General features: G+C 33.4%; 10 protein-coding genes. 7 read left to right on the forward strand and 3 right to left on the reverse strand.

The genetic code is table 11. From position 1 onward, the window contains the following. Positions 1 to 14 precede the first annotated feature (14 nt). Positions 15 to 710: a YiaD family glycine zipper/OmpA-like lipoprotein gene (locus AC6CH4_RS08970; RefSeq protein WP_498102165.1), complete on the forward strand. Its 696-nt coding sequence runs from the start codon at positions 15 to 17 to the stop codon at positions 708 to 710. A 104-nt stretch (positions 711 to 814) separates the two neighbouring features. Beyond that, positions 815 to 1,765 carry an ABC transporter ATP-binding protein gene (locus AC6CH4_RS08975; RefSeq protein WP_498102342.1) on the forward strand — a complete coding sequence of 317 codons (951 nt, stop codon included), beginning with the start codon at positions 815 to 817 and terminating at the stop codon, positions 1,763 to 1,765. Positions 1,766 to 1,884: 119 nt separating this feature from the next. On the opposite strand, the gene AC6CH4_RS08980 is transcribed toward AC6CH4_RS08975, so the two are convergent. Beyond that, complete coding sequence (locus AC6CH4_RS08980) at positions 1,885 to 4,296, reverse strand: S9 family peptidase (protein ID WP_498102167.1); 2,412 nt, start codon at positions 4,294 to 4,296, stop codon at positions 1,885 to 1,887. A gap of 262 nt (positions 4,297 to 4,558) precedes the next feature. On the opposite strand from AC6CH4_RS08980, the gene AC6CH4_RS08985 reads away from it, so the two are divergent. Both AC6CH4_RS08985 and AC6CH4_RS08990 read left to right on the forward strand, forming a co-directional pair. After that, the gene (locus AC6CH4_RS08985; protein ID WP_042565974.1) at positions 4,559 to 5,566 is read left to right on the forward strand and encodes a 3-oxoacyl-ACP synthase III family protein; all 1,008 of its coding nucleotides are present in this window, start codon (positions 4,559 to 4,561) and stop codon (positions 5,564 to 5,566) included. 190 nt (positions 5,567 to 5,756) lie between these two features. After that, positions 5,757 to 6,428: a copper homeostasis protein CutC gene (locus AC6CH4_RS08990; RefSeq protein WP_498102169.1), complete on the forward strand. Its 672-nt coding sequence runs from the start codon at positions 5,757 to 5,759 to the stop codon at positions 6,426 to 6,428. Positions 6,429 to 6,518: 90 nt separating this feature from the next. Here the strand turns inward: AC6CH4_RS08990 and AC6CH4_RS08995 are convergent, their stop codons facing one another. Next, positions 6,519 to 8,936 carry a TonB-dependent receptor gene (locus tag AC6CH4_RS08995; RefSeq protein ID WP_498102171.1) on the reverse strand — a complete coding sequence of 806 codons (2,418 nt, stop codon included), beginning with the start codon at positions 8,934 to 8,936 and terminating at the stop codon, positions 6,519 to 6,521. Between the two features lie 330 nt (positions 8,937 to 9,266). Here AC6CH4_RS08995 and argS point away from each other — a divergent pair, with 330 nt between their 5' ends. Further along, positions 9,267 to 11,045 carry an arginine--tRNA ligase gene (gene argS / locus AC6CH4_RS09000; protein WP_498102173.1) on the forward strand — a complete coding sequence of 593 codons (1,779 nt, stop codon included), beginning with the start codon at positions 9,267 to 9,269 and terminating at the stop codon, positions 11,043 to 11,045. Positions 11,046 to 11,142: 97 nt separating this feature from the next. On the opposite strand, the gene AC6CH4_RS09005 is transcribed toward argS, so the two are convergent. Further along, positions 11,143 to 12,045 (reverse strand): DUF6607 family protein, encoded by a 903-nt coding sequence (locus AC6CH4_RS09005; RefSeq protein ID WP_498102175.1) that lies wholly within the window; start codon positions 12,043 to 12,045, stop codon positions 11,143 to 11,145. A gap of 105 nt (positions 12,046 to 12,150) precedes the next feature. Here AC6CH4_RS09005 and AC6CH4_RS09010 point away from each other — a divergent pair, with 105 nt between their 5' ends. Together AC6CH4_RS09010 and AC6CH4_RS09015 are read left to right on the forward strand one after the other, a co-directional pair. Next, complete coding sequence (locus AC6CH4_RS09010; RefSeq protein WP_498102177.1) at positions 12,151 to 14,262, forward strand: TonB-dependent receptor plug domain-containing protein; 2,112 nt, start codon at positions 12,151 to 12,153, stop codon at positions 14,260 to 14,262. A 17-nt stretch (positions 14,263 to 14,279) separates the two neighbouring features. Continuing rightward, positions 14,280 to 15,374 carry an HmuY family protein gene (locus tag AC6CH4_RS09015; RefSeq protein ID WP_498102179.1) on the forward strand — a complete coding sequence of 365 codons (1,095 nt, stop codon included), beginning with the start codon at positions 14,280 to 14,282 and terminating at the stop codon, positions 15,372 to 15,374. The last annotated feature ends 121 nt before the right edge of the window (positions 15,375 to 15,495 follow it).

The following is a 15,495-nucleotide window of genomic DNA, read 5'->3' on the forward strand; positions in this document are numbered from 1 at the left end:
TAAAATATATACACATGAAAAAGATAACAGTTTTAGGGTTGAGTAGTTTACTTGTATTAGTTAGTTTTTTTGCAAGCTGCGATTCAGTTAAAAATGCAAATAACACACAAAAAGGAGCAGGAATTGGAGTAGTTGCCGGTGGACTTATTGGTGGTATTTTAGGAAATAATTTAGGAAAAGGCGGAAACGCTGCTTTAGGTGCTGCTATTGGTGCTGCCGTTGGTGGTGGAACCGGAGCACTTATTGGGAACAAAATGGATAAACAAGCTCGTGAAATCGATCAGGCTTTACCTGGTGCTGACGTTGAAAGAGTAGGAGAAGGAATTCACCTGACTTTGAACGAAAATGCAGTTCGTTTTGATACTAACAAATCAACTTTAACTACTCAGGCAAAAGCTAATTTAGATAAATTGATCCCTGTATTTAGTGAATATGGTGATACTGATATTCAAATTTTTGGATATACTGATAATACAGGAAAACCAGAATATAACCTGACTCTTTCAGGACAAAGAGCAGCTTCTGTACAAGCATACTTAGTTTCAAAAGGATTAAAATCAAGCCGTTTTAAAACGTCTGGTTTAGGAATCGCTGATCCAATTGCAACAAATGATACTGCTGATGGAAGAGCTCAAAACCGTCGTGTTGAGTTTGCTATTACAGCAAATGACAAAATGGTAAATGATGCTAAATCTGAAGCTGGAAAATAGTTTCGATACAATAAAAAATTTTAAAAGCTGTTTCTTAATTGAAGCAGCTTTTTTTTTGACTTTAGGATTTAAACATTGTAAATTTGGACTTTCAAATACAACCCATGCTCGACATTCAGAATATTTCTTTCTCGTATACCGATAAACCCGTTATTAAAGACGTTTCTTTTACTATAAACAAAGGTGAAAATATTGCTATTATTGGCGAGAGTGGCTGCGGAAAAAGTACGCTTCTTAAGTTAATGTACGGTTTATATGATTTAGACGAAGGCAAGATTTTTTATAATGAAAAACCAATCTTAGGTCCAAAATACAATTTGATTCCCGGAATGCCGTACATGAAATATCTGGCACAGGATTTTGATTTGTCTCCATTTGAAACAGTAGCTGAAAATGTTGGAAAATTCCTTTCTAATGGTTTTGCTAACATGAAAAAATTACGTGTGCAGGAATTATTGGAGATGGTAGAAATGGAGCAGTTTTCTAATGTAAAAGCTAAATTTTTAAGTGGAGGACAACAACAGCGTGTAGCTTTGGTACGGGTTTTGGCTTTAGAGCCGGAAGTGATTTTACTTGACGAACCGTTTAGTCAAATCGACGCCTTTCGTAAAAATGCATTACGCCGAAATTTGTTCCGATACTTAAAACAAAAGGGAATTACTTGTATCATTGCAACCCATGATAGCACAGATGCATTATCGTTTGCTGATGAAGCGATTGTAATGAGAAATGGCGAAATTATCGTAAAAGATAATCCAACAAAAATTTACGAAGATCCTGAAACTAAATATGTCGCTTCGTTGTTTGGTGAAGTAAATGAAATACCAACTCATTTATTGCTTGATTATGAAGATGAAACGCATAAGACATTAGTTTATCCGCATCAGCTTAAAATGCTTACGGAATCTAAATTACCGGTAAAAATCAGAAGAACGTATTTTAGAGGAAATCATTATCTGATTGAAACGGTTTATAAAAGGCAATTAATCTTTTTTGAAAGTGAAATTGACTTGCCGCTTGAACAGGAAATTTTCTTAGGACTGAATTATCTTTAAATTAGAAAATGTGTCAATTAGATAATTAGATAATTAGATAATTAGATAATTCTTTACCTATAAAAACAACAAACCCGACAGTTTTGAAAGCTGTCGGGTTTATTTTTTTTGATTTAAATCTAGTTTTTCAAGTACTTCTCTAAAAACTGATCTTGTTCCCAAAGTAAGTGCAGAATGTTTTCTTTGGCAACGTAGCTATGTGCTTCCTTCGGTAAAATTACCATTCTTGCATTAGCTCCTAAACCTTTTAAAGCCTGAAAATAACGCTCGGTTTGCAAAGTAAAAGTTCCTGGATTATTATCAGCTTCGCCGTGAACTAATAAAATTGGAGTTTTCATTTTGTCAGCATTCATAAAAGGCGACATTGTATTGTAAACTTCAGGAACCTCCCAGTAGTTACGTTGTTCAGTCTGGAATCCGAAAGGAGTCAGCGTTCTGTTGTATGCACCGCTTCGCGCAATTCCACAAGCGAAAAGATTAGAGTGTGTCAATAAATTCGCGGTCATAAAAGCACCATAAGAGTGTCCTCCAACTGCCACTTTTTTACGATTGATATATCCTAAAGCATCAACGGCATCAATTGCAGCGGCTGCATTATCGACCAATTGAGAAATGAAATTGTCATTTGGCTCTGTTGTTCCTTCACCAATAATAGGAAAAGCAGCATCGTCTAAGACTACATATCCTTTAGTTACCCAATAAACAAAAGATCCGTAATATGGAAAAGTAAATTCATTTGAATTTTGAGTGGATTGCCCAGCGCTGTTTTTGTCTTTATATTCTGCAGGATAAGCCCAGATCAATAATGGCAATTTTTCTTTTTTTACTTTGTCATAACCTGCAGGCAAATATAAAGTTCCGGATAATTCAACGCCGTCTTTACGTTTGTATTTGATTACTTCTTTGCTGACATTTTTAATGCTTTCAAATGGATTCTTAAAAGTCGTTATTGGTGTCAGGCTGTTTTGCTTTTTGATATTTCTGAAATAGTAATTAGGATATTCATTCTTAGATTGAATCTGAACTAAAACTTTTCCGGATTTAAAATCTTCAATTTCAAGTAAATCTTCTTTTTTGTCTTTATAAGGAGAAGTGTAAATACGTTTTGACTGATATGTTTTTAAATTGAATTGATCAATAAAAGGAAATTGACCTTCTTTGGTATAACCGTCTCCTATACGATAGGCATTGTCATTCTCAATAGCTAGAACATATTTATTGTATTCGTTTTTCTTAGTTTCAAAAATACCCGGATCTGAATATACATCCTGAGAGTTTCTGTCTGTAATTACTTTTGCTTGTTGTGCAGGATTTGACGGGTTTATTACATATGTTTTGGTGTTACGAGTGTCGTACCATTCATCAGAAACAATTGAAATATTGTCATTCCCCCAAATAATATCACTAAAACGCTGAGGTGTTTTTACCAATGAAGTAGCGTCGTTTGTAAAAGGTGCATCCCAAAGAAAAACCTCATCTCTGAAATCAACTTTATTAGCAGGATCTCCTTCGTCTAAAGCTACAGCATAATATAAAGTTGCTGGCTTGTCTGTTCTCCATGCCATTTCTCGTTTTCCTTTTCTAACCGCCATGAAACCTTTAGGGATTATTTCATTTAAAGGAACTTCATTTACAGTTTTAACTTCTTTTCCTCTTGCATCATAAATGATAGTTTTAGAAGGGAATCTGTATAAAGGAACCACATATGAAAATGGTTTCTGAATTGTAGTTAGCATAATATAATTTCCGTCTGGGGAAATTTTTTCGCCAAAATACATTGCTGCATCTTTAAATAAGGTTGCAGTTCCATTTAGATTTACCTTGTATAATTCAGATGTGGTAATGTTCTCAAAGTTGATTTCATCATTCTGATTTTTCAACATATCAGGATAAGTTCTATTTTGAGATTTTGTCCCGGATGTGTTTGAGATAATCGGTCCGGCTGGTAAATCTTTTTTGGAATCTAATAATGGTTTTCTGTCTTTCGGAAGCATTTTTACCAAAATAGTTTCATTGTCTAAAAACCAACTAAAGGGACTTCCTAAATTAGCATTAACAGTTGCTTCTGTAAGTTTTGTGGCTTGCGCCGATGCAACATCCAAAACCCAAAGTTCAACACCAGAGGCTGTAGTGTGCGAAAACAATATTTTTTTATCATTTGGAGACCAAAGAATATTGCTTATTTTAGGATTGCCTGGTAATCCGGCAACTTGTATCTCTTCTTTACCGTTTACTTTTCTAACTTTTAAATTATTCAGATAGGTTACGGTACTTGAAATATTAGTTATCGGATTAATTCTCAAACCTCCTAAACGAAGCTCTTCCTGGTTTAAGTCATCCAGTGTTTTGTATGTGTTTCTATACATGAACAACATATATTCTTTTTTGGTATCCATAGATACTGTCGGAGCCCTTTCATAATCGGCCAAATCTAAAATAGATTTAGAGGGTTTTTGATAGGTTAAATTTTCTTGTGCAAAAGCAAAAAAGCCAATGTTTAAGAATAATAATAGAGTAACCTTTAATTTCATAATTGGAATTTTAGGGGTTTAAAAAATGGTATTCACATTGTTTGACTAAAGTACTTGAATATTGTTACATTATTTGTTCTGTTTTCATTCTTTTCATGATTTTGATGCAAAAACTGGTTTTTCAATCAATAAAAAAACATTATCCAATATATAATTAAACTATATTAAATTGCTAATAACGAAAAAAATAGTAATTTGTACGCTTATGTTTTAAAGTATACTTAAATTTGTAATCCAATTTTTTAACAAATAATAAAAGAATATGTATCATTCAAAAATAGCGGGCTTAGGTTATTATGTTCCTTCAAATGTTGTGACCAACGATGATTTGTCTAAGTTAATTGATACCAATGACGAATGGATTCAGGAAAGAACCGGGATTCAGGAGCGTAGACATATTATTCGTGGAGAAGATACCACAACTTCAATGGGGGTGAAGGCTGCTAAAATTGCAATAGAACGTTCTGGCGTAGCCAAAGAAGATATTGATTTTGTAGTTTTCGCGACATTAAGCCCGGACTACTATTTTCCAGGTCCCGGAGTTTTAGTGCAACGCGATTTAGGATTAAGAACCGTTGGAGCATTAGATGTTAGAAATCAATGTTCTGGTTTTGTTTACGCAATTTCTGTGGCAGATCAATATATTAAAACCGGAATGTATAAAAATATTTTGGTGATTGGTTCTGAGGTACATTCAACTGGATTAGACATGACAACACGCGGACGCGGAGTGTCGGTAATTTTTGGAGATGGAGCAGGAGCGGCAGTTTTGAGCCGTGAAGAAGATTTGACAAAAGGAATTTTATCAACACATTTACATTCAGAAGGACAACATGCTGAGGAATTGGCTTTGCAGGCACCAGGAATGGGAGCACGTTGGGTAACTGATATTTTAGCAGATAATGATCCGAATGACGAAAGTTATTATCCGTACATGAACGGACAATTTGTATTTAAAAATGCAGTAGTTCGTTTTGCAGAAGTAATCAACGAAGGACTGGAGGCAAATGGCTTACAGGTTTCAGATATTGATATGCTGATTCCACATCAGGCGAATTTGAGAATCTCACAATTCATTCAGAATAAATTCAAATTATCTGATGATCAGGTGCATAATAATATTCAGAAATACGGAAACACAACTGCAGCATCTATTCCGATCGCTTTAACAGAAGCCTGGGAACAAGGAAAAATCAAATCTGGAGATACAGTTGTTTTAGCTGCTTTTGGAAGTGGATTCACTTGGGCGAGTGCTATTATTAAATGGTAATTTAATCATCTTGCATTATATTTAGAACCTGCTCTATTTTAGAGCAGGTTTTTTTATAATTTAGTGGTTTGTTATGCAGTTTCTGTCATTGCGAGGAACGAAGCAATCTCATTTGCTGAGCCTTTAAATAGTATTGCGGTTGCTTCGTTCCTCGCAATGACAAACTTTGAGAAAATATAATTTAATCAAAATGAAAAAAAATCAACTCGAAATAGCATGTTTCAACTACGAATCAGCAATAATCGCCCAGGAAAATGGAGCGGACCGAATCGAATTATGTGATAACATGCAACTTGGTGGAACGACACCTAATCCAATTTTAGCGGTTAGAGTGCGTGAAAAGTTATCTATAAAAATGCATGTAATTATAAGGCCTCGTGGTGGGAATTTTGTTTACACAGATGATGAGTTTGTCGAGATGAAACAAGACATCAAACAATTTAAAAAACTCGGAGTAAATGGTTTTGTGTTTGGAATTTTAAAGGAGAATGGAAATGTCAATAAAAGAAGAAATAAAGAGTTAGTTGATCTGGCTCATCCGCTTTCGTGCACTTTTCATCGTGCTTTTGATGTTGTAAAAGATATCAAAAAATCTCTTAAAGACGTAATTGATTGTGGCTTTAATACCATCCTAACTTCCGGTCAGGGAATAAATGTTGAAGAAGGAATATTTGATTTGGAAAAAATTCAGAAATGGGCCAAAGGACGAATTGAAATTATGCCCGGCGGTGGTTTGAGATCATCTAATATTAAATTATTACAGGAAAAACTGGAACCAACTTTTTATCATTCATCTGCAATAACAGATAATTCGGAAACTGCAAATCCGGAAGAAATTAAAGAATTACGAAATTTTTTATAATCAATTTATAAAATAAAAAAGCCTGGAGTTGGCATACTCCAGGCTTTTCTTTTCTACAAGAACTATTAAAATCTACTAATAAAAGTGGGATTAAAACATTCCACCACCACCTTTGTTAGTGTTATCTTCTCTTTGTTTACGTTGTAAGCTTTTGATTTTTCCACCACCAAAGTTGTAGGTTAAACCAACATACACCGTTTGACTTTCCCATGTAAACTCACCCGTTTGCGGATAAGGATAAATTCCGTCAAAAGAATATTTCATGGTATTGAACACATCATTGAAACGTACACTGATGTTCATCTTGTTGTCTAACAATGTATAACGCGAACCAATGTCCATTTTGTACATTTCATTTCTTTTTTGTTGAACTTCATTAACTGGTCCTCTGAAAAAACCGAATAATAAAAAGCTTAAACGTTTTGTAGGTTTGAAGTTTGAGTTCATACGAGCATTAAATGCTGAAGTTGTAACACTACGTTGAAGCGGTGAACTTGTACCTGTTGCAGGATTAAATTCAAAAACAACACCTTCCTGGTTTATGCTTGAAAAATCAATAGAAGGTTGGATATCCCACCATTTTGCAATTTTATAGTTAAGAGAAACATCAAAACCATAAGCGCTGTTGTGATCAAAATTAGTGAAACTTAAAACTTGTTTGTATCCTGAGGGATCATTTGGGTCAGGGCTTAAAGTTCTGCTGATTTGATCATTAATGCTTCTTACGAAAACACCTGCTGTTATACTTCCTTTTTCAAGAGTTTTAGTATAATTCATTTCCACAGAATTTGTAAACTGAGGTCTTAACTCAGGATTTCCATATGATGTTACTAACGGGGTAGAAAACTCACGAATAGGTTTTGTCTGCTCTAAACTTGGGCGGTCAACACGACGGCTGTAGCTTAATTGCAATACATTTTTCTCATTCAGGTTGTACGTTAAATAAGCTGATGGATATAAAGTGATATAATCATCATCGAATTTGTCCTTGCCATAATTTAAATTCGCAGCAACTTTATAACTCTCAAAACGAGTTCCTAACTGGTAACTGAATTTTTTGAATTTCTGACCAAAAGTTACGTAAGCTGAGTAGATGTCAGTATCGTAAGTATAGTTAGAAACCTGATCTTCAGTAGCAACTAAAGGATTGCCAGTGTTATAATTATTATTTGATCTTGTTATTCTCGCCTCAGCACCAGCTTCAAGAGTTGTTTTGTCGTTTAATGGATTTACGTAATCAACATTGATTGTGCTTAATTTTCTTTTATCACCAATAAAATCACTGTAAACGATATCATTCGTTGTATTGTCAGGTCTTGTTGTTTTCGTGTCGAAACTTGCATTTTGAGTTACTTTAGTATCACTATAGTTTCCTTCAAAATCTAAAGTATGTCCTTCTTTTTTAAAGATATGTTTGTACGCTAAGTTATAAGTTCCGGTTTTGCTTGGACCATGATATCTTGAATTTTGATAGATGTTCAAAATGTTTGGATCACCGTTGTTATAATCAATATCTGTTAGAACAATTCCAGTTCCGGTTGATTTATTTTGGTTGGTATAAAAAGACAAAGTATTGTGATCATTGATTAAATAATCCATACCAACTTTGTACAGGTAATTATCATTATCATTTGAAATGTCTAAATTTTGATTTACCGGTTGATCTAATCGTATGATATGACCTTCATTTTGATAAGTACCAAAATTTTGTCCCACATTTCCAAAGAAATTTACTTTTCCGGTTTTATAATTCAAATCTAATGATTGATTGTATTTTGCAGTTTCTCCAAAAGTAATACCACCACTATAGCTTCCGTTGAAACCAGTGTTAGCGTTTTTGTGTAAAATAATGTTGATGATTCCAGACATTCCTTCCGGATTGTATTTCGCACTCGGATTTGTGATCAACTCAATTTTTTTGATAGAAGTCGATGGGATTTGTTTTAACAATTGCGCAGGATCAATATTTGATGGTCTTCCGTCAATTAATACACGTACATTGTCGTTTCCACGAAGTGAAAGTTTTCCGTCCTGATCTACGTTTACTGATGGAATGTTGCTCATAATATCAGATGCAGACGCCCCGGCAGTTGTTAAATCTTTTCCGACAGTGATTACTTTTCGGTCAATTTTTTGTTCCATTGTCGAACGTTCAGCTACAATATTTACACCTTTCAACTGAGTAGCTTCCTCTTCAAGAGAAACATTTACAGTTGCCGTTTTTTTATTGTCGCTTAAAATTACAGAACCAATATATTTTCTAAATCCAATGTATTGAATTTCGATAGTATAACTTTTTAGAGCTAAATTTTTAATTGTAAAGTCCCCATTGTCATCTGTATTAACTCCCGAAACTACTTTTCCATTGTCTTTGATAGAAACTGTTGCATAAGAAATTGGCGCGTTATTTGATTTTTCGGAGACTTTTCCCGACACTGTTCCCGTGTTTTGGGCCTGAGCTGTTGCGATTACTCCTAGTAATGCGAACAGAAAGAATTTTAATTTCATAATAGTACTAGTTGATTATTTTGATTTGATTGATGATGATTGTTTTTTGTTTTTTGTTTTTGTTAGATTTTTTTGGCTTTAAATGAATTCAAAGTTCCTATTAAGACTCTTTTATTGTGGATATGTTACAGAAAAAAATCAAAAAAATATCTTTTTTATTTTATGAGTACTGTTTTATAGGAGATTAGCGTTTTAATTTTTTGATAATTTTAACATTAAAAACCAAATGCTTTTTAAGAAATTCTACGTGTTTTATTCAATTTTATATGTTTTTCATTTTCTGTAATTGATGAATAAGCAGTATCTTTGCTCACTTTAAAATAAGTTTACATGTCATTATCACAAATTCTTACACCTTCTATACAAAAAGCAATACAAGCATTATTTGATGTTACTGTTGATAAAATCGAATTTCAAACCACTCGAAAAGAGTTTGAAGGCGATATTACAATGGTAATTTTTCCATTACTGAAAGTGATCAAAAGCAATCCTGCAGAACTTGGAAATAAAATCGGAAATTATTTAGTTGAAAATGTTTCTGAGGTTGCCCGCTTTAATGTGGTTTCAGGTTTTCTGAACATTGTAATTGGAGATAGTTATTATTTGAATTTCTTTAATGAAATAAAAGACAATACAAAGTTTGGCTATGTAACGCCAAATTTGGAAGATAAAGCTATAATGGTTGAATATTCTTCTCCAAATACCAATAAACCTTTGCACTTAGGTCACGTTCGTAACAATTTGTTAGGATATTCTGTAGCAGAAATTATTAAGGCTTCTGGTAAAAAAGTATATAAAACACAAATCATCAACGATCGTGGAATTCATATCTGTAAATCGATGTTGGCCTGGGAGAAATTCGGAAATGGAGAAACACCTGAAAGTTCGAATTTAAAAGGAGATAAATTGGTTGGTAAATATTATGTGGAGTTTGATAAAGCTTACAAAGCAGAAATTAACCAATTAATCGAAACCGGAAAAACGGAAGAAGAAGCAAAAAAACAAGCGCCTATTATTGTTGAAGCGCAAGATATGCTGAAGAAATGGGAAGCTGGTGATGAAAAAGTTATTGAGCTTTGGAAAAAAATGAACGAATGGGTTTATGAAGGTTTTGCTACTACATATTCTAATTTGGGCGTTAATTTTGATAAATATTACTACGAAAGTAATACCTATTTATTAGGAAAAGATGTCGTTCAGGTTGGATTGGATAAAGGTGTTTTTGAAAAAGATCCTGATGGTTCAGTTTGGATTGATTTGACAGATGAAGGCCTGGATCGTAAAATCGTATTGCGTTCTGACGGAACTGCCGTTTATATGACACAAGATATTGGAACTGCGATTCAACGTGTAAAAGATATGCCAGATGTTGGAGGAATGGTTTATACAGTTGGAAACGAGCAGGATTATCACTTTAAAGTTTTATTCTTAATTCTGAAAAAATTAGGTTTTGATTGGGCTTCAAGTCTATATCATTTATCATACGGAATGGTTGATTTGCCTTCGGGTAAAATGAAAAGCCGTGAAGGAACTGTTGTAGATGCTGATGATTTGATGCAAGATATGACCGATACAGCAAAACAAATTTCTGAAGACTTAGGAAAACTGGATAGTTATTCTGCAGAAGAAAAAGCGAAGTTGTACAAAACAATTGGTCTTGGAGCTTTGAAATACTACATTTTAAAAGTAGATCCTAAAAAACGTATTTTATTTAACCCGGAAGAATCTGTTGATTTCGCCGGAAATACAGGTCCGTTTATTCAATATACATATGCGAGAATTCAATCGATAATCCGTAAAGCCGATTTCGATTTTTCAGCAAAAACAAATACTGAAGAGCTTCATGAAAAAGAAAAAGAATTGGTAAAACAAATCGAGCTTTTCCCTGAGGTAATTCAAAATGCTGCCCAAAATCATAGTCCGGCTTTGATCGCAAATTATACGTATGATTTGGTAAAAGAATACAATTCATTCTATCAATCCGTGCATATTTTAGGAGAAGTTGATTTAACTAAAAAGATTTTCAGAGTACAGCTTTCTCAAAAAGTGGGCGAAGTTATAAAGTCAGCATTTACATTATTGGGAATTGAAGTTCCGGAGAGAATGTAAAAAGAATAAGTTTCGAATTCATTCGAAATAACAATAATAAAAAAAGCCGATAGCATTAAAACTATCGGCTTTTTTACAACTAACACAAACCCCATTTTTATTTTACGAACTTGTCGATAATTTTGTCTGTTTCTGCTTTTGAAGCGTCTGGTTTTAAATCAAACAAAAGAGAATACAACGCTTTTCTATCCACTTTAGCTTCTAAGTTTAAGTCCTGGTGTCTTTCAAACAGTGTTTGCCATTTGTCGCGAACGTTTTTCCAAAGAGTATTGTTTTCTTTCCACCATTTTTGAGCAGCAAGACATTTAATATCCGGAACTTTGGTGTAAACATCAAATCCTTTTTCCTGAGCTAACAATACATCTTTTCCGCTGTCATCTCTAACTAATTTGTCATTGTCTTGCTCATGATTCCATCCTGTAGCCGTGATTTCATGAATGTTTCTTCTTTTTAAAACATTATAATCATTACGTTTTGTTTGCTCTCTTCTTGGTAGAGGAGCGTCAGCAACGTTAGCCCAGTAATCTTGTCCGTCAACATGTACCCAGGTTGATGATCCTTCGTATCTTGGACTATCATCTACCTGATATACTTTTTGAGTCCACTGTCCTTTAACAGCTTTCTTATCTAGTTTTTTGTATTTCCAGGATGTTCCTTTATTGAATGAATATAAGTCTGTGTTTTCAAAAAGCCAATCTTGTCTCCAGTGTTTGATGATCATATCATCACTTACGATTAGTAAATGCTGCATCACAATTTTGTTTGGTGTGTCTTCCAATAATTCAACCCATTCCAAAGCAGACTCATGTTTAGTCTCAGATGGTTTGTAAGTAAGAGTATCTTTTGGATATTGAAAAGTTTCAGTAAAATTAAATTTCACTTCGTAACAACCACACATTGATTTAATTGATTTGATGTCTTGTTGTTTTTTATCCTGGCTGAAACCAAGAGTACAAGTCAAAGCCGTTACGGCCGAAAAGAAGAGGCTTTTTGTAATCATAACTTATTGTTTTGTTTTAAAAATTTTTTGCAAATATATAAATTTTATTTAGAACAATTAAAAATAGTCATATATTTGCGGCATTATTAAGACTTAATAAAAATAATGAAAATTAAAATTACCCTTTTTGTACTGTTTCTTGTTTGTCAAATTTCTTTTGCGCAGAAGAAAGATACCACAGCTGTAAATAAGCTTTCAGAGGTTGTTGTCACCGGACAGTTTGAACCTCAATCCATAAAAAAATCAGTTTTTAATGTTCGTGTTATTTCAAATCAGGATATTCAAAATTTAGCTGCAAATAATTTATCTGATGTTTTAAATCAATATTTAAATATTACCGTTACGCCGAGTGGAACAAGCGGCCGCTCTACAGTTTCGCTATTTGGTTTAGATGCACAATATTTTAAAATTTTAGTTGATAATGTTCCTTTGATAAATGAAGCAGGTTTAGGTAATAATATAGACTTGTCTCAAATCAATCTTAATGATGTAGATCATATCGAAATTGTAGAAGGTTCAATGGGAGTGAGCTACGGAGCCAATGCGGTAAGCGGTGTTTTAAATATCATTACGAAGAAAAATTCAAAATATAAGTGGGGAATTACAGCTTATGTTCAGGAGGAAACGGTTAATAATGAATATGCTCTTTTTGATGAAGGACGCCATATTCAGTCTTTCAGGGTTACGCATACATTCAATGATCATTGGTATGTATCTGCCGGAATCAATCGTAATGATTTTCAGGGTTATTTAGATGATAAAAACGGAAAAGATTATGCTGAAAATGACGGTACTCGTGGTTACAGATGGCTTCCAAAAGAACAGTTAAACGGGACAGTAACAATTGCTTATCAAAAGAGTAATTTTCGTTTCTTTTATAAATTCGAATTTTTAGATGAAGATGTAGATTATTACAATAGCACCGTACAGTCTGGTTATAATAGTACGTTGGGGTCTTATCGTTATAGTGAGGATAGTAGATATTTTACCAACAGATATTTCCACAATTTAAATGCTACCGGAAAATTATTTTCACAATTAAATTATAATGTTTCGCTTTCGCATCAAAAACAACAACGAGATGTAGAAGATTTTAGATATTATTTAGCTACCAAAACAGAAGCGAATAATGTGACAGTAAAAGATCAGTCTATGGAAGTTCTTTATTCTACTGGGACTCTAAATAATTTCTTTTCAGACAAAACAATTGACCTTCAATTAGGATATGAATTTGTAAATAATCGTGGCTATTCTTTAGTTCAGGAAGCAAATAACATTTTTAGCCCTGTTCGTAAAACGCTTGAAAACTATGATTTTTTTGCTTCTTCTGAGATTATGGCAACTCATAAATTTTCTATAAGACCTGGAATAAGATTTTCTGCTCAGTCTCAATTTGATAATCAATATGCCTCTTCTTTAGGATTAAGATATTTATTTGATAAAGGAATTGAACTTCGTGGTTCTTATGGAAATTCTTTCAGAACGCCAACTTTTGATGAATTATACTCGAAACAAATTTTTGACGGACACTTTTTTACAGGAAATGAAAATTTAATTCCTGAAACAAGTACTTCATATGAAATGAGTCTTAAGAAAATGACTTTGTTTTCTTCAGGATTACAACTTTCAAACACATTTGCCGGAAGTTATTTAAATGTGGATGACCGAATCGGAATGGCTTTGATACGATTTAATCCCGATACAGGAAATCCGGAATATCAATATATCAACATTAGTAAATATAAAATGTGGAATTTCTCAACCATGAATCAATTGAGAAAAGACAATTTTACTTTTAATTTTGGAGCTGCTTTAATTGGAATTTCACAGAAAATTGAAAATCTTGTCTTTACTTCAGATGATAAATTTCTTTACTCTCTTAATTTAAATGCAAGTTTTTCATATACACTTCCAAAATGGAAAACGATAATGTCAGCATACTATAAATATAATGGCAAAACGCAGCAATATATTGCGGGAGCTTCCTCCTATATTTTGTCTGAAGTCGATCCGAGTAACTGGCTTGATGCTTCTATTCGTCAAAATTTTTTCAAAGATCATTTCGAAGTGACCGTTGGTGCCAGAAACATTCTTGATGTAACCAATGTAACTCGAACAGGAACAGGCAATGCCGCCGGTCATGCAGGGCCGGGCGAAGTAATGCTCGCTTACGGACGATCCTATTTTATAAAATTAGCATATAACCTTAATCTTTAATATAAATACAGAATACAATGAGAAAATTATTATTTTTATCAATCGCGTTACTATCATTAGCATCATGTTCAAGTGATGACGATACTAAAGTTGAAATCCCAACTGTGGGAGCAACTTTGAAGACTTCTGTTGGTGGGCCAAACCAACCAAATCAACTTTATCTTGATTTAAGTGCTGAAGAAACTAAATCAGTAAACAGAACTTCTTGGGATTTAGGATTCTTTTCAGGTTCAGATTTTAGAGTAATTATAAATGGTTCAGTTAAAATGGCAGTTAAAAAATTAACTACTTCAGATATTACTTTACCACAGGTAATCGATGCAAATGTTTCAGTTGGAGGAGGTACAACTCTTTCTAATAATGGATTTGTTGATAATCCAACAGGAGTTTTGGCGGGTGCAGGAGCAGGAATTGGAACTGCAATTGCTGAGATTTCTGCTACAGATGCTGATAATAAAGTATACCTAGTAAATTTAGGATCGGCTGTTTCTACTACACAACCAGCTGTTGGTTCAGTGAGTGTTGATGGAGAAGCAAGAGGCTGGAAAAAAGTTAGAATTTTAAGAAGTGGAAATGGATATAAAATTCAATATGCTGACTTAACTTCTGCAACTTTTACGGAGAAAACAATTTCAAAAGATTCAGATTTTAATTTTTCATTCTTTAGTTTAACTTCAGGAAATACTGTTTCGGTTGAACCTGCAAAAGCGAAATGGGATTTAAATTTCACAACTTTTACGAATTATATACCTTCTCAGGATGCTGAACTAAAGCCAATCGAAGTTACTTATGGTTTTTCAGATTATATTACTACAAATGTAAAAGGAGGAACACAAGTTTACCAAGTATTAACTAGTGCTAAAACTTATGAAGCTTTTGTAAAAGCAGATGTAGTTGAGGCTAATTTCACACTCTCAGCAACGGATCAAAGAGTTATTGGGTCAAGCTGGAGAAATGGTGGCGGACCAACTTCATTACCAAGTATTAGAACGGATCGTTTTTATGTTATTAAAGATGGAGCTGGAAATTATTATAAAGTTAAATTTCTTGCTATGACAAATGATGCAGGTTTAAGAGGGAATACTACTTTAGAGTATGCTATGTTGAAATAGTAAAACACAAAAAAAACATTATAAAAATAGTGGAGTAATTCAAACTCTGAACAATTCCAAATTAAAAATTAGTTAATCATTAGCTTTGTTTTTTTTTATTTTTTTTGAGAGAGGTTAGATT

This window comes from Flavobacterium sp. GQ95 (assembly GCF_059758655.1).

Coding starts and splice junctions, on each gene's coding strand:
- AC6CH4_RS08990 (WP_498102169.1), top strand. CDS start 5,757: ATGAAAAAAAATCAACTCGAAATAGCATGTTTCAACTACGAATCAGCA.
- AC6CH4_RS09015 (WP_498102179.1), top strand. CDS start 14,280: ATGAGAAAATTATTATTTTTATCAATCGCGTTACTATCATTAGCATCA.
- AC6CH4_RS08995 (WP_498102171.1), bottom strand. CDS start 8,936: ATGAAATTAAAATTCTTTCTGTTCGCATTACTAGGAGTAATCGCAACA.
- AC6CH4_RS08970 (WP_498102165.1), top strand. CDS start 15: ATGAAAAAGATAACAGTTTTAGGGTTGAGTAGTTTACTTGTATTAGTT.
- AC6CH4_RS09010 (WP_498102177.1), top strand. CDS start 12,151: ATGAAAATTAAAATTACCCTTTTTGTACTGTTTCTTGTTTGTCAAATT.
- AC6CH4_RS08975 (WP_498102342.1), top strand. CDS start 815: ATGCTCGACATTCAGAATATTTCTTTCTCGTATACCGATAAACCCGTT.
- argS (WP_498102173.1), top strand. CDS start 9,267: ATGTCATTATCACAAATTCTTACACCTTCTATACAAAAAGCAATACAA.
- AC6CH4_RS08980 (WP_498102167.1), bottom strand. CDS start 4,296: ATGAAATTAAAGGTTACTCTATTATTATTCTTAAACATTGGCTTTTTT.
- AC6CH4_RS09005 (WP_498102175.1), bottom strand. CDS start 12,045: ATGATTACAAAAAGCCTCTTCTTTTCGGCCGTAACGGCTTTGACTTGT.
- AC6CH4_RS08985 (WP_042565974.1), top strand. CDS start 4,559: ATGTATCATTCAAAAATAGCGGGCTTAGGTTATTATGTTCCTTCAAAT.